We start from the raw sequence: 17,170 nt of genomic DNA on the forward strand, positions 1-17,170 counted from the left end.
TAAAATAAGAGCGGAATAGATAATCCTTGCCCAGTTGCGCCCACAGTTGATTTTGTAAGCTAGCCAAATAACTAATAAAGTTGTTACGCCGAATGAGGTGTATTTTGCTATTACATTCGGCATTAACTCTTTAGTATTGAAAGAAATAATGAGAATAGAAGCCAAACTGACCAGCCAACCAAGAAAAATAAATATAGTTGTGAGCTTTATACTTTTAGGTTTATCCATAACCATCCTATACACATAACATGTTTATAGCGAGCTAATCGCGCGTTTTTCTACCACAGCGTAGCTCGTTTTTCTTATTAGATTATTTCTAACAAACTTGTTAACTAATTACCAGTGTTATTAAAATTTAGGAGTTCTCGCTTTTACCTCAGGATAAAAACGAGCGATTGGGTCGTTTTCTTGACTATACGAGCGACTGAGCTAAAACTGTATATATATACAGCTTCATTTCAAAGGAATGAAAATGAAAACTCGTTCTCCTTATTTAAACTACATTGCAGACTATATGCTCACTCGTCAGTATTCATTAAGAACAATTAATGCTTATTTAGGTTGGATCGCAAAATTTATTCACTTTCACAACAAACGTCACCCAAGCTCAATGGGAGATGCAGAAGTCAAAGCGTTTTTAGACCATATTGTATTAAAACGTAATATGTCACCTAGAACACAAAGTGCAGCTTTAAATGCGCTCGCTTTTTTATATAAACATATTGTCAAAAATGAGCTTTCTTTAAACTTGAATTTTGCACGAAGTAATCGACAACCCAAGCTGCCTGTAGTGATGACGCCTGATGAAGTAAAGCAATTGATGAGTCATCTTTCCAAGCGATATTACTTAATCACGGGGTTAATGTATGGAAGTGGTTTGCGTGTGATGGAAGCGGTGCAATTGCGAGTAAAGGACATTGATTTTGATTACAAATGCATTCAAATTTGGAACGGAAAAGGCAACAAGCATCGTATAGTTACTCTTGCAACGGAGTTGATCCCATTACTTAGAAATCAAATTTTGCAAGTTGAAGAATATTTAAGATTAGATTTACAAAACGAGCGATACGCAGGTGTGTGGATGCCTAACGCTTTAACTCGTAAATATCCCTCAGCTAATAAATCACTAGCGTGGCAATACTTATTTCCTTCCTACAAATTAAGTGATGACCCAGAAACTGGCGAGATACGTCGCCACCATTTCCACCCTACATGTGTTAGAAAAGCGATTAAAAAAGCATTAAAGCAAACCAATATTACAAAGGTTATTACGCCTCATACCTTGCGCCATTCATTTGCAACGCACCTATTGCAAAGTGGCGCCGATATTCGCACCGTTCAAGCACAATTGGGCCATTCTGATGTCAAAACCACACAGATTTACACCCATGTTTTACAACAAGGAGCAAACGGTGTTGTAAGCCCATTAAGCAAAATTTTCTAGCTATTACTAAAGATGCGTTAACTTATCATTCAATGTGTAGGGCTTGGACTGTTTCTTGATTGCTCAAAGCAGCAATTAGAGCATTTAACCTAACTTATTTTGGGGCAGAAACGAGTTAATGCTTAAGGCTGACTTTGGTACCGAGCCGCCTTTGACTCCAACTCATTTGATCCAATAATGTGTTGCTAATAAGAACTCAATACACAACAAAAAAGCGCCTAAGGCGCTTTTTCAAATCAACTAAGTTAATTTAGTGTGGGCTGTACATCTAAGCCATAGCCAAACATTACAGCTAATACTAATACAACCGATGCTGCGACCATTAGTTTGATCAGTAGTGGTAAACAGAATCTAAACCAATGGCCGTAAGGCACACCTGCCATCCCTAAAATACCCATAAGTACGGCGTTGGTTGGAATGATCATATTTGAAAAGCCATCACCAAATTGATAAGCAAGCACGGCAACTTGTCTTGGTACACCTACTAAATCACCTAGTGGGGCCATTAGTGGCATGGTGACATAAGCTTGCCCTGAACCAGAAGGAATAAAGGTATTGAGTAGGGTTTGAATAACCAACATGCCAATTGCTGATATTTCAGCTGATACATAAGAAAGCGGTAACGACATGCCATGCACAAGGCTATGTAAGATTTGGCCGTCTTCTAAAATAAGGGCGATACCCCGTGCAACACCAATTAACACTGCGGTGGTAACAAGATCAGATACGCCTTCTATAAATTTGTTTGCTGCTTCATCAGCAGATAGTTTGCCTAAAATGGCGACAACTACACCCCACGCAATAAAAACACCGCCTAGCTCGTATAAGTACCAGCCCTTCGTTGCGATGCCCCATACTGCAATTGCAAGGGTAATAATAAAGCTGCCTAAAATTAGTTTATGGCGCAGGGCAAGTGCTGGGTAACTAGTTGCTGTTTGATTTTCAAGTGGGCAAGGCACGCCAATCATCATTGATTTAGACGGATCGTTAGCTACTTTTTTGGTGTATTGCCAAACATGATGAAAACCAATGAGCACAAATGGAATGAATATAGCTAAACGTAACCATAGGCCAGAGTAAACTGGGATACCTGCAATTTGCTGTGCGATTAATACCGTAAATGGGTTAAATGCCGATACCCCATAACCAATACCATAACCCGCGACTATCATACCTACGGCGGTCATTGCGTCTAATCGCATTGCCTTACAAAGCGCAACGAGAATAATAACAAAAGGAATATATTCGCCGGCGGTACCAATACTGCTTGATGCTAAGGCAAAGCAAAACACCACCATAAAGATCAATCGTTGCGGTTTTTTACCGTGTCGCTCTAAAAGCCTACCAATGAGAGCATCAACAGTGCCTGTGGCACGAGCAACAGCTAATACACCGCCAACAATTAAAACAAAGAAAATAACATCTTGAGCAGCAGCAAAAGCGCGAGGTATGGCTTGTAATAAATCCCATGGGGTTAAGTAATGGCGCTCAGCAACTGTTTGATAGGTGCCCGCAACAACCATTTCACGGCCTGATTCACTTAATGTAGTAGTGAAAAAACCTTGTGGTACTAACCAAGTAGCAATAAGCGCAACAACCATCATGCCCAGCAGCAGTATCAGGGTATGTGGAACTTTAAAACGTAAACCCATTTATTCTCCGTAATTATGTTAGGTTAAATTCTTGAAATCATAACATGATAAAAGCGGATAGGTTGTCTCTAAAATGTCCACACTGTTAATGATTGTAATAATTCAGATACAAAAAAGGCCAGAAAACTGGCCTTATAAAGTGTATTTGAATTTTATTTAGCTAAACCAAATGGGTCATCAATGCTATGAGCAGGCTCGGTAAACCAGCGCGGACCTTCGTCTGTCATATAAAAATGATCTTCTAAGCGAATACCAAACTCATCCGGTATTACTAGCATGGGTTCGTTACTAAAACACATACCTGTTGAAAGTGGAGTAGGGTTACCTCCAACAAGGTATGGCCATTCATGAATATCTAAACCAATGCCATGGCCGGTTCTGTGTGGGCAGCCTGGTGTTTGATACTCTGGCCCCATACCATTTTCGGCGAGATACTGTCTTGCAGCATCATCTACTTTGCCACATGGCTCACCAATTTTTGCGGCAGCAAAAGCAGCAAGCTGGGCATTTTTCTCGTGTTGCCAAAACATACGTTGACGTTCGGTTGCTTCACCAAATACATAGGTACGGGTAATGTCAGAGAGGTAATCATGTACTTTACAGCCAGTATCAATCAGTACCACATCACCTTTTTTAAGGGTTTGCGGATCTTTAACACCATGCGGGAAAGACGACGCAACACCAAATAACACAATACAAAAATAGTTACCCGGCGCGCCGACTTTTTGGTGCGCTTTTTTAATAAAGGCTTCAACCTCAGTGGTGGTGATACCTTCATAAAGCATACTTGCCGTTGCTTTGTGTACTTCTAAAGTCATGTCCATAGCACGTTGCATTAAGGCAAGTTCACTGGCTGATTTATGCATGCGGCAGTGAGCTGTTACGCACTGTGCGTTAACAATGTTGTAATTGCCGTTCGCTTTATTAATACCGTCGTAGATAAAAAACTGTGCGCTTTCATCAATACCAAGGGTGCCATTTTTGCTAATGCCCATTTCTGTAAGAACATCTACACACAGTTGATAAGGATTTTCGTGCTCTTGCCAGCCACGAATTGGGCCATCAATCACCAAAAAATCGTTTAAGCTGCCGATTTCAAAAAACGGTGCTATGTATTGCACATCACCTTTTGCAGGTAAAATAGCGCCAACTAAACGCTCGCTTGCGTACCAACGCATACCCGTAAAGTAGGCTAGGTTAGTGCCTGCATTTAAATAAATTGCATCAATATTGTTTGCTTGCATATACGCTTGTGCTTTTGCGATACGAGCATGAAATTCGTCATTTTGAATAGGGGTTAAATCTGTTGTCATATCTGACAAAGAGTCAAGCGCCTGCTCTGGCGTTTGTGTGCCAATACCATATGTTGTCATTGTGTACTCCTTGGTTTTTTGTGCATTGTGGCTTGAGTAAACACCCGATGCAAACTCACTGCGACTAATCGCATAATATTCGTATTTATGGTTATAACTGTTAGCATGCGCAAAAAATAAGGAGCGACAATGCAAGTTAATTACTTAAAAAGACAAGCTGAATTTAAAGCCTTGCTAGAACAACAGGGTTACAGCGCTATGTTAGTACTTGGTCATGAAAATATTCGTTACTTAAGTGGTTTTAGCGGTAATGCTGCTTATGCATTAATTACTCAAAATGCGTGTGTGTTGATCACCGATTACCGATACCACCAACGTGCAATTGCTGAAACAACAGGATTTGAAGTTGTTTGTCGAGACAGAGACAACGAAACTCTCGGCCATTGTATAAATAGGCACCTTAGCTCGAACAGCCATGTCGCATTTGATGCAAGCTATGTCACGGTAGCAATTTGGCAAGGTGTGGCAGATGAGCTAAGTGGCCACACTCTAACAGCGGTAAACGGCTTAATTGAAAAACTAAGACGCGTTAAAGATAGCTGGGAAGTGGCGCAAATTAAAGCTGCTGCAGCCATCGCTGATGAAGCATTAGCACAAACTCTACCTTATTTTAAACCGGGTGTAACTGAGCGTGACCTTGCCTTAGAGCTTGAATTTAGAATGCAAAAACTCGGTTCAGAAGGTATGTCGTTTGCCACTATCATGCTATTTGCAGAACGCTCAGCCTTGCCGCATGGTAACCCGTCAGATCAGGTTTTAAAGCAAGGAGACTTTGTAACCCTTGATTTTGGCGCGGTTGTAAATGGCTATCGCTCTGATATGACTCGTAGTTACATTATTGGCGAAGCATCAGAAAAACAAACCCGTATTTATAATACTGTTCTTGATGCGCAAAATGCGGCACTTGAAATGGTCAAACCGGGCATTAATTGTTTAGATTTAAATGCCATGTCAAACGAGGTGATTGCTGATGCAGGTTTTGGCGAATACGCGGGTAAAGGCCTTGGCCATGGTTTAGGGCTATTTTTGCATGAAGTACCATTTATCAACACACTGACAGACTACAGCCTTGAAGTTGGTAATGTGATCACCATTGAGCCCGGCATTTATATACCAGGCTATGGTGGTGTGCGCCTAGAAGATGACATAGTTGTCACAGAATCTGGTTTTGAGGTGTTAACCCATGCGCCTAAGCCATTTATAATCTAGTGCTTAAATCAAAAGTTACTTTTTAGCATATGCTAAGCGGGCTAAACGTTCAGTTACATGGTAACTATCTAGCCCGCTCACCGCGACTGTACCAATGGCTTCAATATCGACAAAGCCATCTTCTTGCAAACACGCCTCATCTAAATAGATATCGGTTATTTCACCTATGATCAGCTCAGTGCCATTGATGGCAAGGTGGTGGTGTTCTCTCAGCTCAAGCGCATATTTAAGCTTACTTTCTTTAACAAAAGGCGCTGTAAAGTAATTTAGGTATTCAGTGTTGAGCCCTGTTGCATCAAATTCAGACTCGTCTTTGTCGTAGCGTGCCGATGTTTGATGTGCTTTGTTGTAAATGTCTTTGTTTACATGATTAATCGTGTACTGCTTAGTGGCTAATAAGTTTTCTAGGGTATGGCGAGGCACTGAATGGGGCCTAATTATCATACCCACTAAAGGGGGATGTGCCCCAAGGTGAAATACTGAACTTACAATCGCTAAATTAGTTTGGCCATTATTATCTTGTGTGCCGACTAAGTTGGCACTTTTAAACCCCGACAAACTATTAATTAAATGAGCGCGGTAGCGGTTTTCTAAATCAGCAATGGCTTGTTTTGTTAAATGCATAAATTTCCTGTTACCAGTCTATGGGTTTTCCTTGCCAGTCAAAGTAGGCAGGGTTGTGTGATTGTTGTAAATAGTCAGCATCACTTATCAATGAATACAATTGCTCGGCTACAAACTCAGGGGTAAATAGCTTTCCTTCGGGCACATTTGCCTGAAAGGGTTTTGATAATGGCGTATCAGTAGTACCTGGGTGAAATAACACGCAGTGGCATTTTTTATAGCGTCTGCTAAGTTCAATAGCTGCAGATTTAAATAACATATTTAATGCCGCCTTCGATGCCCGATAGCTATACCAACCGCCTAACTTGTTGTCACTGATGCTACCAACACGTGCACTAAGGGCACACACCACAGTTGCTACTTGAGGCTTCAAAAGCGTTGAGAATAAAGACACAAAGCGAATTGGTAGTAGAGCATTTGTCATCATGCTATTTATAAAGTGCTGCTCAGATATTTGTTCAAGTTTACGTTCAGGGGCATTATCTGGATCATGCAATAGGCCGTTAAATATCATCAACTGTGCCAAATCATAGTGGCCACTGGCTAGTTCTTTAGCAATGCCACTCAAGCTTTGCTCTGAGTAGTCAGTAGTAAAATGCTGGTGGCTTATCTCATTGCTTGATGACTTATTAAAACTTGCCTTAAATTCACCTCGACTGATGGTTACGATATGACCCCTGTTTATTTGTTTATTTAGAGTGGTGAAATAGGCATTTGCAATTTCACTGCTTGCACCGCACAAAATATAGAGTTGCATTTTTGACCTGTTCTAAAAATATTTGAAAATTTTTTCGCTCAAACTATCACCAACTAATAAAATGATAGTAGCTCTGTTTGTCTTGATCTAACCCTATAAACACATAAAAAAGGCTGGTAAAAATTTGACCATGCAAACTTTAAGGATGCCTTAAATTACGGGGATTTTACCTTTTAAATTGGTAAGTCCATTTTACCAATTGAGCTAGCTTTAACGCTTTGTAGCTGACTAAGCTGCGTATTTATTACACTTTTATGTTTATAGATTGGTTATTCTTTTTTACGAGTATGTTAGAAAATTCGATCTATTAAATTAACGCTGACAATGATATTAATAAAAGGGATCAGTATTTAGCTGCGTTCGTGCTTGGCTAAATACTGTGCAGTAAGTACTTTCAACTTAGTTAAAGAAAGGAGTATGAGAATGAGTGAACAATACGCTGCACTTCGCGGTAATGTTAGTATGCTTGGACAAATGCTGGGTCAAACCATTAAAGATGCACAAGGACAAGCCATTTTAGATAAGGTAGAAGAGATTCGCGCTTTATCTAAATCGTCACGTAGTGGTAACGAAGCCGACAGACAAGCGCTTATCGAAGTACTACACGCTCTCACAGATGAAGAACTATTACCGGTTGCACGCTCATTTAATCATTTTTTGAATCTTGCTAATGTTGCTGAACAATTTCATACCGTATCACGCTTTAATGATGTTGGTTTTTGCCAACTAAACCCTCTCACTCAAACATTAAAAGCGTTAGCAACAGCATCAAAGCAAGGTCAAGTTGATCCTAATCACTTGGCGCAAACACTCTCAAAACTCCACATCAATTTAGTTCTGACGGCTCACCCAACTGAGGTGACACGCCGTACAATGATCAATAAACACGTAGAATTAAGTGATTGCCTTGCCTCTTTAGAGCGTAAAGACAACTTACCTAGTGAACGTGCAGATTTATTAAACCGCATTGCCCAGCTTATTAGCCAAGCGTGGCATACTGACGATATCCGTCGCTCACGCCCAACGCCAATTGATGAAGCTAAATGGGGTTTTGCGGTTATTGAAAATAGCTTATGGCACGCTGTTCCGCGTTTTTTACGTGAGTTTGGCGAAGACGTAAAAGCAGAGCTTGATTTAGAGCTACCTATTGATTTCAGTCCAATTGAATTTACTTCTTGGATGGGCGGCGACCGCGATGGTAACCCGTTTGTAACTGCTGAAGTCACACAGCAAGTACTTGATCATGGCCGCTGGATGGCGCTTGATTTGTATTCTCGTGATATCGAAACGCTAAGCAATGAGTTATCTATGTCGGATGCAAGCGATGAGCTTATTGAGCTTGCAGGTCAAGACTTTGAACCTTACCGTGCGGTACTTAAAAAGTTAAAGAATCAGATTGCTGAAACTGTGACGCATTTGGGCGCTAAAATTAAGAAAAAGCGCACTGATTCTGAAGATTTAATTACTGATATCGCGCAAATTAAACACCCAATCGAAGTGTGTTATCGCTCGCTTATTAAAACCAACATGAAAGTAGTTGCCGATGGCTTGCTGCTTGATGTTCTGCGCCGTATTAATAGCTTTGGTCTGCGCCTTGCAAAACTTGATGTACGTCAGGATTCATCGCGTCATGGTGATGTTTTCTCTGAGTTAACACGTTATTTAGGTTTAGGTGATTACCATCAATGGCAAGAAGAAGACAAACAAGCGTTTTTACTTGCTGAGCTAAATTCTCGTCGTCCGTTAATTCCAAAACATTGGCAACCAAGCCCAGAAGTACAAGAGGTGCTAGATACATTCGATGTAATTGCAGCGCAAGATGCACAAACATTTGGTTTGTATATTATTTCGATGGCACGTACTGCATCTGATGTGCTGGCAGTACAGTTACTGCTTAAAGAAAGTGGTTGTAAGTTTAACTTACCAGTTGCGCCATTATTTGAAACGTTAGACGACTTAAATAATGGTAAAGAGGTTATCGAATGTTTACTTGATAACACTTGGTACCGTGGTCACATTCAAAATCAACAAAATGTCATGATCGGCTACTCAGACTCAGCAAAAGATGCAGGCATGATGGCTGCTGGTTGGGCACAATATGAAGCTATGGATAAGCTGGTACAATTAGCCGAAAATCGCGGTATTGAGCTTATTTTATTCCACGGCCGTGGTGGTACGGTTGGTCGCGGTGGCGCGCCAGCTGCCCAAGCACTGCGCTCACAGCCTCCAGGTTCATTAAAAGGTGGCCTACGTGTAACAGAACAAGGTGAAATGATCCGCTTTAAGTTTGGTTTACCTGCTGTTGCTCTGCAAAGCTTAAATATTTATGCCGGTGCAGTTCTAGAAAGTAACTTGTTGCCGCCACCAGAGCCGAAGAGCGAATGGCGTGATGTTATGGAGCTTATTAGTGCAGATTCGTGTGAGCATTACCGTCAAGTTGTGCGCCATGATGAAAACTTTGTTCCTTACTTTAGAATGGCAACACCAGAACAAGAGCTTTCTAAACTGCCACTTGGTTCTCGCCCTGCGAAGCGTAACCCGAACGGTGGGGTAGAAAGCCTTCGTGCTATTCCATGGATCTTTGCATGGAGCCAAAACCGTTTAATGCTGCCAGCTTGGTTAGGTGCATTAACAGGCCTTAAAGCTGCGTTAGATAAGTATGGCATCGAGACACTTCATGAAATGAGCTTAAAATGGCCATTCTTCCGTGCTCGTTTAGAGATGCTAGAGATGGTATTTAGTAAAGCTGATACATGGTTAAGTGCGCATTACGATGATGCACTAGTAACTGAACAATATAAGCCATTAGGCGTGAAGTTACGTCAAGAATTGAGCGAGGCGATTGAGCTTGTTCAGTCGCTTAGCCCACAAAAGAGCCTGCTTGCAGACCAACCTTGGATCAAAGAGTCAATCGCGCTACGTAACCCGTACACAGATCCACTTAACTTATTACAAGTTGAGTTACTGCGTCGTTCACGCGAAGCAGATGAAAGCTCTGCAGGCGATATTGATAATGCCTTGATGATCACTATGACAGGTATCGCTGCAGGTATGCGTAATACCGGTTAATAGCTAGTGTCATCGATTAACCTTGCATCAATTGGCAAGCTAATCACAAAACGAGCGCCGTGTTTACATGACTCGGCGCTTATTTTCCCTCTAAGATTATATTTTACCGCATTAAATACTACGTTTAAGCCAAGCCCTAGATGGTTTCCACCTAGATTTGTTGTATAAAAAGGCGTAAATATTTCATGTAGGATCTCATCATTGATACCGACACCGTTATCTTGGTAGGTAATTTCAACCACATGTGTATAGGCTTTAACTGTTACCTCGACAACACCTTTGTCAGTATTAACAAAGCCATGCTCGCAGGAATTAATAATCAAGGTTTTTAATACATCACTTAAAATAGTTGGATACGACGTAATAACACCTTCATCGCCATGAATTTTAAACTCAATTTGTTTACCAAGGTGTTTACTCAAAGGGTATAAACGATGACTAATAAAGCTTGGCAGCTGTATTTTGCTCATTGGTTTATCAAGGTGAATAGACACATTGAGCGCTTTGAATTCTTCGACGATGCCGGCAAGTCGATTAATGCTACTGATCACTAGCTCTTTAGCGCTATTGGTATCGGTAATAAACTTATGAAAATGTTTGCTAGAGAGCTCTCGGGCTTTAAATTTTTCTTCTAAACCTTCCATGTAATCATCTATTAATGAACTGGCTGTCACTATGGTGCCAATAGGGGTATTAAGTTGATGCGCCATACCAGATACTAGTGCTGTTAAAGAGGCTATTTTTTCGATTTCAATCAGATGATCTTGTGTATCTTTTAACTGCTCTAATGCTTTAGTTAATTTTTGTTTTTGTTTGTCTATGCTGTTAATGGCGATAAGTGAGCCAAATAAAATAACAACTAAACAGATGCTTACTACAATCGTGAGATCTTTAAATGCATTGGCTTTAGTGGCTTTTATTTGTTCTGCACGAGTCAGGTTAGAAATTCTTACTTCTTTTGCGGCAACATCGGCTTCTGCAAGTGCTTTTGCTAAATTCACTTTGGCTTGTCTGGTTAAAATAGCGGCGTTAATGTACGAATATTGTTTATAAGCGCTAAGTGCATTTACATAATTTTTTTGTTGCTCGTAAAGCTCTGCAGTTAATTTGGCAATCGATAACAGGGCTTCAAAATTAGTATGGCTAACAGTGTGAGTATCAACGGATGCAAGCGTTGTGAGTGCTTTATCAGTATGTCCCTGTGCTTCATACGTTTCTGCTAAACATAAAATAATATTAAGTTGCTCATTCTCAAGCTGTTTATTTTCAATAAGCGTCGAAGCTTCGTTGAGTACCTTTTCTGAGTCTTCTAAAAAACCCTGAAAACGTAATACTTTGGCTTTTAGAACCAGGCTTGAAGCAAGATGAGTGGTGTAGTTGTGTTGGCTTTGCAACCCGATAGCTTCATTGATAATCTTGAGTGCTTCTGGATACTGTTTTAACCCAATTAAAGCTAGCGCTAAATTATTACTTGCAAATGATTCGTTGAGAGTTTGATTTTTACTGTGGGCATAATCTCGATAATATGTGAACGAGTCGGCAGCTTCTTTATAACGGTTTAAACGTAGCTTTACCAAAGCGATATTATTTTCGGTTTGATAAACTAAACGCTCATCTCGAGATTGTGCAAATGGCATGGCATCACGATAGTACGCTAAGGCTTCTTCATATAGACCTAAGCGTGCATAAATCCCACCAGAAATATTGAAATAGCCATACATGAGGTCTTTTTCATCAGATTGAGAAACCATATTCATGTACTTAACAATGGTTTCCATGGCTTGTTCAAGCCTGTCAGTCTCAAGCAAAAACCAAGCTTTATAATTAGTGACTATAATCTTTTGTTCTAGTGTCAGTTCGGTAGTTTCAATCAGCGCATTGACAAACTCAAGCCCTTCTTGAGGTGAACTGGCGTAGCTTTGCCTTATTGAGGTTCTAAGCTTTTCAAACTCTTTAATCGGCATCGCTTTAGGTGTTGTTGAAATTAATAAAATCAACAAGGTAAAGCCAAATAATATAACCAATCGCGCTTTCATGACACACCAATCCATTTAAAAATGAGCATAAAAAACGCTCACCCATTTTGCTGTCTAAATAACGCTAAATATTATAAATTTTAATTAAATATAGGTTTATCTGAAAAAGCTGATTCTATGAAAGGAAAACTCATACTTGTGTCTAAAGTAAATAAGATATGAATTTGCATAACAACTCTTTAAAGTAGATCTAATCCTAAAATCTGAATTTTATGACTGGTCATACCTATTTTATTGCTAGGTATTGACTAGAGAGGCGATATTAATAAAATAGCCCAGCTTTTTGATTCAGCTACCGTTAAGCCAAATTAACCCCCACGCTTTTTTTAGAGTAACTTATGCCAAACGTGTCTACTTGCATCACTTATGATGCATCGACGTCACTCGTGATGATGACGTTAAGAGGGACTGCTAGTGCACAGGATGTGATAAATTTTTACCAAATCGCCCAGCAATACTCAGTATTATATGGGTCAGATAAAATACTCGTTGATGTGTCTGAGTTGACGCACAATTTCGCACCTGCTGATTTATTCACCATTATGCCGGCAGTAGCAAACTCTTTGAAAGAAGCTGTTGTAGCAATTGTCGTAAGTTTTGATGGTTTTATGCATGACTTATTTATGCAAAAAGCAAAGCGCTATAACTTACAAGCTGAAAACTTTGAATGTTTTAACAAAGCAAAAAATTGGCTGGTTCGTCAATAATTGGTCGAGCTAGTCATCGCTATTTTGTTGTGTATATTTGGGCTTACAAATACCGCTAATTTTTAGCTTTTATTGTGCGATTTACCTTGATGTTTACCGCCAAAACCTAGCAATTCATTACGTAACCTTTTAAACTGTTTAGCCAATTAATAATTATAATTTGTTATGACAGCAACTAGGATAGATGCAAGCAAACTAGCTCAAAATTCAGAGCCGTTTAGCTTCAATGATCAACAAAAAAATTCTCTTTTTGCCCAGCTTAAACAGCAACGTGGCATCTTATCTCAATCTGATATTTCTTCTCTTTGTCAGCAGTTTCAAGTTAGCCAACTTGAGTTACTAAAAGCCTGTGTACCCGTCGCAAGTTTATTTTCTGTCGCGCCTATTTCTAAATTCTATGTGGGCGCCATTGCAGTTGGGTTAAACAAGCAAGGCGAAACAAATTTCTATTTTGGCGCAAATGTTGAGTTTTCTCATCAAGCATTGAGTTTGGTCGTTCATGCTGAGCAATCAGCCATTAATAATGCATGGCTTAATGGCGCGCAAGCAGTGTTAAAAATTGCTATTAGCGATGCACCTTGCGGTTACTGCCGTCAATTTATGAATGAATTGAGCACCGCAGACTCACTTGAGATTTTATTGCCAGAACGTGACTTTAATTTACATGAGTTATTACCTTATTCATTTGGCCCGAAAGACCTAGGCAATGAAGCGTGCTTATTTTCTAATAAGCAAAGCGATAAACAGTTTACTGAGCTTTCGATTGATGATGCTAAACTTATTCAATTGGCACTCAATGCATACGTGCCTTACACAGGTAACTTTAGTGCGGTTAAATTAACGACTTTTGATGAAGGTGACTTTTACGGAAGTTATGCTGAAAATGCTGCCTATAGTCCAAGCCTTTCGCCATTACAAAGTGCATTGAGTCAGTTTTATCTTGCGGGCTTAACCTTTGATGATAAAACAGTTAAGTCAATCACCTTGTTAGAAACACAAGGGGCAGAAAATCAATATGAGGTGGCTAAAAGTGTGCTGGCAAGCTTTGCAAACCCACCAGCATTTGAGCACTGTGTTGCTAAACTAGTTGAAGGTTAGTCTAGCAATAGTTTTGCAGCTTCAATGACGACGGCGACTGATTTTTTCTCAATCTCGCCGTGGTCAACATTCGGAATTTCTTGTTTAGTCCGATTTACTAATACCCCTGCAACACAGGCTGCGCGTAAGCCAAGGGCAGCACACATAGTAAATAGTGTTGCTGATTCCATTTCATAATTCATCACACCTAGTTTTTGCCACTCTTCACAGCTGCCTTGGAATGAGCGAGGAACATAGCCAGAATAAGTATCGTAACGTTCTTGACCCGGGTAGAACGTATCACTCGATGCAGTTATACCAATGTGGAAATTAATTCCTAGCTTATCACATGCATTTACCATCGCTTGTGTTGCAAAGAAGTCAGACACAGCAGGGTAGCTTAGTGGTGCGAAATGCTGGCTAGCACCATCTAAACGTACTGAGGCTTGGCTAATTAAAATATCGCCTTCGTTAATGTGTGGCTGAATTGCACCGGTTGTGCCGATGCGCAAAAAGGTATCAATACCTAGCTGAGCAAGCTCTTCAACAGCAATTGATGTTGATGGGCCGCCAATACCGGTTGAACAAACTACAACGCTGTGGCCGTTTAGCTCACCTCGGTATACATGAAATTCACGGGTCTTCGCTAAGCATTCTGGGTTATTGAGAAGAGTTGAAATGCGTGCTGAGCGGTCAGGGTCGCCTGGGACAATCGCAAGGGTTGCGCCGTTTAAGTCCTGACGAGTAAGCCCTAAGTGAAATACCTTTTCCATTATTAAACCTTATTTTTGTCTAAAGCGTAATACTTTAATCATATGTGTTTAAAGTACAGGACAGATGTCCTATTAGATCACCAATGTTGCAAGAATTGCACAGATAACCTAAACCTAAAGAAGTAACGATAAAAGAGGATATATTATGCCTGCTTCATCTTCTATGAGTAAACACCATGAGTTTGCACGCTGTTTAGAAAGCTCGAAAATTTCAATTGGTGCGCCTTTTCATTGGTTAGCACTTGCATTTAAAGATATCGCTAATGCGCCCATACTGAGTCTAGTCTACGGATTAGTATTTACCTTGATACCTGCCACTATCATGTATTTTGTTTATCAGTTTGATACACACTTAGTTATATTACCTGCTGTAGTGGGCTTTGCATTAATTGGCCCTGCCTTTGCTGCCGGACTTTACGATGTTGCTTGGGAGCTTGAAAAAGGCCACAAACCCACCTTGATGCACAGCCTTAAATCGATGTTTAGAAACCCAGCAGGTGAATGGGGCTTTGCAGTGTTATTAATGGTAATTATGATCGTTTGGATGCGCTTAGCTGCGCTTATTCATGCATTGTACCCGAACGTTGTTAACCCGAGTTTCGAGCAGTTATCTGCGTTTTTAACGCTCGGTAGTATTGTCGGTGGTATCTTACTGGTCACTGTATTTGCTATCTCAGCGTTTACTCCACAAATTATGATGGAACGCCGTGTTGATATTATGACTGCGGTAATATCTTCGATGAACGCGGTTAAAACAAATTTTGGTGCCATGGTTGTCTGGGCTGGTTTGATACTATGTTTGGTATTTGTCGGCTTTATTACAGGCACTGCTGGGTTTATCGTTATTATGCCTCTATTGAGCTACGCCAGCTGGCATGCATACATTGCCGTTATCAAAACTAAGAAGCCAAGAGGCTACGAATAATGAGTATTCACTTCGTTTGAATATAAATCTATAGCGGCAATCACCTAGATTGCCGCAAAATTTGACTTTCTTTTCGCGCATGTTATACCTGCCAAAATACAGCGCTCTTATTTGACTAGAGCAGTTTAAATTCATCTGCATTAAAATTATAACCATTTAATATCAGTAAGTTATAGGTTTGGTTGAGCAAGTGATTGCTGAGTCTCAAAAATCCAGACTATACACAAACCTGATTGCGTAAGTTTTTTAATTACGCATGAATATGCAGATAAAGATCAGCGGAGTAGAGATGAGTAACACACAAAAAGCCTTCCACGAAAAACTAAGTCAGTGTCTTTGTCCTCCTGGCGATGGCGTATTTACAGTTAATACAGCAAAAGAACGTAAAGATGCGCTGCGCACTAAATTATACGGCCAAACAGATAATGTTGATGTGCTTTGGAAAGAGTCACTTGAAACACTGGCAGAGTCTGAGCACAAAGCGGTAATTTTAGGTATTAGCTCTGATTGTGGCGGTGGTATTTTACGTGGTGCTAACTGGGGTCCACTATTTTTACGCTCTACCTTGATTGATCAACAACCACAAGCGCGCGCTTTTGATTTAGGTGATGTTCGTGTGATCCCGCATTTATTGCATGATAAATACCTTAACGATGCAACCATTACAAACTGTCAAAAAGCGTTATATGCTGATGAAGACAGCGAATATCATGTATCGCCTTTGTCTATCACTGAAGATGTCTGTGATGGCTTTTATGCAAATTACCCAGATAAGGGTATTTTTGGTATCGGTGGCGACCATTCAATTAGCTACCCGCTGACTAAAGCTTACTTAAAAGCAAAACGTGACGCAGGAAAACGCACTGCAATCATTCACTTTGATGCTCATACAGACTTATTAGTTGAACGTTTAGGTATCGATTTATGTTTTGGTTCGTGGTGTACACATATTCTTGAGTACTTACCCGCTCCACGTAACTTAATTCAATTTGGTATTCGCTCTAGTGGTAAGCCTAAGCAACACTGGGAAGACACGTTTGGCGTTAAACAACATTGGGCACACGAAATCATCGAACGTGGCGCTAAAGCTGTTGCTGAAGAAGTTATTGCGCAGCTAAAAGCAGATAATGTTGATGAGCTTTATGTGAGCTTTGATATTGATGCACTTGATGAAAGCTTTGCTTCAGCGACAGGAACACCAGAAGCCGGTGGTTTAACACCTCAGCATGCATTAGACATTCTAGTTGCATTGGCTGACGAGTTCCCAATTACTGGTGCTGACATGATGGAAATTGCACCATTCACAGATAGCTCATTAATCGGTCAGACAAGTTCTGAAACAACCCTAAGAGAAGGCGCTAAAATCTCAGCATTTTTAATAAATGCAATGAATAAGTAATTGACTCTAGAGCGGAAACACCCTGTTTCCGCTCATTCCTTTTTACTAAAAAATATTTCAATATCTGCAACTCCGAGCTATATTATTATAAAAAATAATTATAATTTATTTGGTATCGCTCATTA

14 protein-coding genes are annotated in these 17,170 nt (G+C 40.2%); 7 read left to right on the plus strand and 7 right to left on the minus strand.

Features of this window, described 5'->3' with window-relative positions:
- The coding region (locus AOG26_RS20130) for a hypothetical protein (protein WP_152967003.1) at positions 1 to 228 on the minus strand (228 nt) is incomplete at its 3' end.
- A gap of 244 nt (positions 229 to 472) precedes the next feature.
- On the opposite strand from AOG26_RS20130, the gene AOG26_RS20135 reads away from it, so the two are divergent.
- A complete protein-coding gene (locus AOG26_RS20135) occupies positions 473 to 1,444 on the plus strand; it encodes an integron integrase (RefSeq protein ID WP_054564088.1) in 972 nt (323 codons plus the stop codon).
- Between the two features lie 245 nt (positions 1,445 to 1,689).
- Here the strand turns inward: AOG26_RS20135 and AOG26_RS20140 are convergent, their stop codons facing one another.
- Together AOG26_RS20140 and AOG26_RS20145 are read right to left on the minus strand one after the other, a co-directional pair.
- On the minus strand, positions 1,690 to 3,096 hold the full coding sequence (locus AOG26_RS20140) for a YfcC family protein (protein WP_054564089.1): 1,407 nt from the start codon (positions 3,094 to 3,096) through the stop codon (positions 1,690 to 1,692).
- Positions 3,097 to 3,248: 152 nt separating this feature from the next.
- Positions 3,249 to 4,469 (minus strand): M24 family metallopeptidase, encoded by a 1,221-nt coding sequence (locus AOG26_RS20145; protein ID WP_054564100.1) that lies wholly within the window; start codon positions 4,467 to 4,469, stop codon positions 3,249 to 3,251.
- Between the two features lie 129 nt (positions 4,470 to 4,598).
- Here AOG26_RS20145 and AOG26_RS20150 point away from each other — a divergent pair, with 129 nt between their 5' ends.
- Entirely contained in the window at positions 4,599 to 5,678 is a 1,080-nt protein-coding gene (locus AOG26_RS20150; protein ID WP_054564090.1) for a M24 family metallopeptidase, read from the plus strand.
- Positions 5,679 to 5,693: 15 nt separating this feature from the next.
- Here the strand turns inward: AOG26_RS20150 and AOG26_RS20155 are convergent, their stop codons facing one another.
- Complete coding sequence (locus AOG26_RS20155) at positions 5,694 to 6,302, minus strand: flavin reductase family protein (RefSeq protein ID WP_054564091.1); 609 nt, start codon at positions 6,300 to 6,302, stop codon at positions 5,694 to 5,696.
- Between the two features lie 10 nt (positions 6,303 to 6,312).
- The gene (locus tag AOG26_RS20160) at positions 6,313 to 7,059 is read right to left on the minus strand and encodes an SDR family NAD(P)-dependent oxidoreductase (protein ID WP_054564092.1); all 747 of its coding nucleotides are present in this window, start codon (positions 7,057 to 7,059) and stop codon (positions 6,313 to 6,315) included.
- Between the two features lie 423 nt (positions 7,060 to 7,482).
- Here AOG26_RS20160 and ppc point away from each other — a divergent pair, with 423 nt between their 5' ends.
- Positions 7,483 to 10,128, plus strand: coding sequence for a phosphoenolpyruvate carboxylase (gene ppc / locus AOG26_RS20165; protein WP_054564093.1), 2,646 nt, complete (start codon positions 7,483 to 7,485; stop codon positions 10,126 to 10,128).
- On the opposite strand, the gene AOG26_RS20170 is transcribed toward ppc, so the two are convergent.
- Positions 10,125 to 12,164, minus strand: coding sequence for a tetratricopeptide repeat-containing sensor histidine kinase (locus tag AOG26_RS20170; protein ID WP_054564094.1), 2,040 nt, complete (start codon positions 12,162 to 12,164; stop codon positions 10,125 to 10,127). The two genes, ppc and AOG26_RS20170, sit on opposite strands and share 4 nt — an antisense overlap.
- Before the next feature lie 338 nt (positions 12,165 to 12,502).
- On the opposite strand from AOG26_RS20170, the gene AOG26_RS20175 reads away from it, so the two are divergent.
- Both AOG26_RS20175 and cdd read left to right on the plus strand, forming a co-directional pair.
- Complete coding sequence (locus tag AOG26_RS20175; RefSeq protein ID WP_054564095.1) at positions 12,503 to 12,871, plus strand: hypothetical protein; 369 nt, start codon at positions 12,503 to 12,505, stop codon at positions 12,869 to 12,871.
- Between the two features lie 165 nt (positions 12,872 to 13,036).
- Positions 13,037 to 13,969 (plus strand): cytidine deaminase, encoded by a 933-nt coding sequence (gene cdd / locus AOG26_RS20180; RefSeq protein ID WP_054564096.1) that lies wholly within the window; start codon positions 13,037 to 13,039, stop codon positions 13,967 to 13,969.
- Here cdd and udp read toward each other — a convergent pair.
- Positions 13,966 to 14,721, minus strand: a complete 756-nt coding sequence (udp, locus tag AOG26_RS20185) for a uridine phosphorylase (RefSeq protein ID WP_054564097.1) — start codon at positions 14,719 to 14,721, stop codon at positions 13,966 to 13,968. The two genes, cdd and udp, sit on opposite strands and share 4 nt — an antisense overlap.
- 145 nt (positions 14,722 to 14,866) lie before the next feature.
- On the opposite strand from udp, the gene AOG26_RS20190 reads away from it, so the two are divergent.
- Positions 14,867 to 15,646 (plus strand): DUF2189 domain-containing protein, encoded by a 780-nt coding sequence (locus tag AOG26_RS20190; RefSeq protein ID WP_054564098.1) that lies wholly within the window; start codon positions 14,867 to 14,869, stop codon positions 15,644 to 15,646.
- A gap of 289 nt (positions 15,647 to 15,935) precedes the next feature.
- Positions 15,936 to 17,045 (plus strand): arginase family protein, encoded by a 1,110-nt coding sequence (locus AOG26_RS20195; protein ID WP_054564099.1) that lies wholly within the window; start codon positions 15,936 to 15,938, stop codon positions 17,043 to 17,045.
- Positions 17,046 to 17,170 lie beyond the last annotated feature (125 nt).

The sequence above is a fragment of the Pseudoalteromonas sp. UCD-33C genome (assembly GCF_001306895.1).
In the GTDB taxonomy this organism is placed as follows: domain Bacteria; phylum Pseudomonadota; class Gammaproteobacteria; order Enterobacterales; family Alteromonadaceae; genus Pseudoalteromonas.

What these genes read in the sequence shown, in the direction of transcription:
- AOG26_RS20175 (WP_054564095.1), top strand. Translation starts at nt 12,503, where the DNA reads ATGCCAAACGTGTCTACTTGCATCACTTATGATGCATCGACGTCACTC.
- AOG26_RS20145 (WP_054564100.1), bottom strand. Translation starts at nt 4,469, where the DNA reads ATGACAACATATGGTATTGGCACACAAACGCCAGAGCAGGCGCTTGAC.
- AOG26_RS20190 (WP_054564098.1), top strand. Translation starts at nt 14,867, where the DNA reads ATGCCTGCTTCATCTTCTATGAGTAAACACCATGAGTTTGCACGCTGT.
- udp (WP_054564097.1), bottom strand. Translation starts at nt 14,721, where the DNA reads ATGGAAAAGGTATTTCACTTAGGGCTTACTCGTCAGGACTTAAACGGC.
- AOG26_RS20160 (WP_054564092.1), bottom strand. Translation starts at nt 7,059, where the DNA reads ATGCAACTCTATATTTTGTGCGGTGCAAGCAGTGAAATTGCAAATGCC.
- AOG26_RS20150 (WP_054564090.1), top strand. Translation starts at nt 4,599, where the DNA reads ATGCAAGTTAATTACTTAAAAAGACAAGCTGAATTTAAAGCCTTGCTA.
- AOG26_RS20140 (WP_054564089.1), bottom strand. Translation starts at nt 3,096, where the DNA reads ATGGGTTTACGTTTTAAAGTTCCACATACCCTGATACTGCTGCTGGGC.
- ppc (WP_054564093.1), top strand. Translation starts at nt 7,483, where the DNA reads ATGAGTGAACAATACGCTGCACTTCGCGGTAATGTTAGTATGCTTGGA.
- cdd (WP_054564096.1), top strand. Translation starts at nt 13,037, where the DNA reads ATGACAGCAACTAGGATAGATGCAAGCAAACTAGCTCAAAATTCAGAG.
- AOG26_RS20135 (WP_054564088.1), top strand. Translation starts at nt 473, where the DNA reads ATGAAAACTCGTTCTCCTTATTTAAACTACATTGCAGACTATATGCTC.
- AOG26_RS20155 (WP_054564091.1), bottom strand. Translation starts at nt 6,302, where the DNA reads ATGCATTTAACAAAACAAGCCATTGCTGATTTAGAAAACCGCTACCGC.
- AOG26_RS20195 (WP_054564099.1), top strand. Translation starts at nt 15,936, where the DNA reads ATGAGTAACACACAAAAAGCCTTCCACGAAAAACTAAGTCAGTGTCTT.
- AOG26_RS20170 (WP_054564094.1), bottom strand. Translation starts at nt 12,164, where the DNA reads ATGAAAGCGCGATTGGTTATATTATTTGGCTTTACCTTGTTGATTTTA.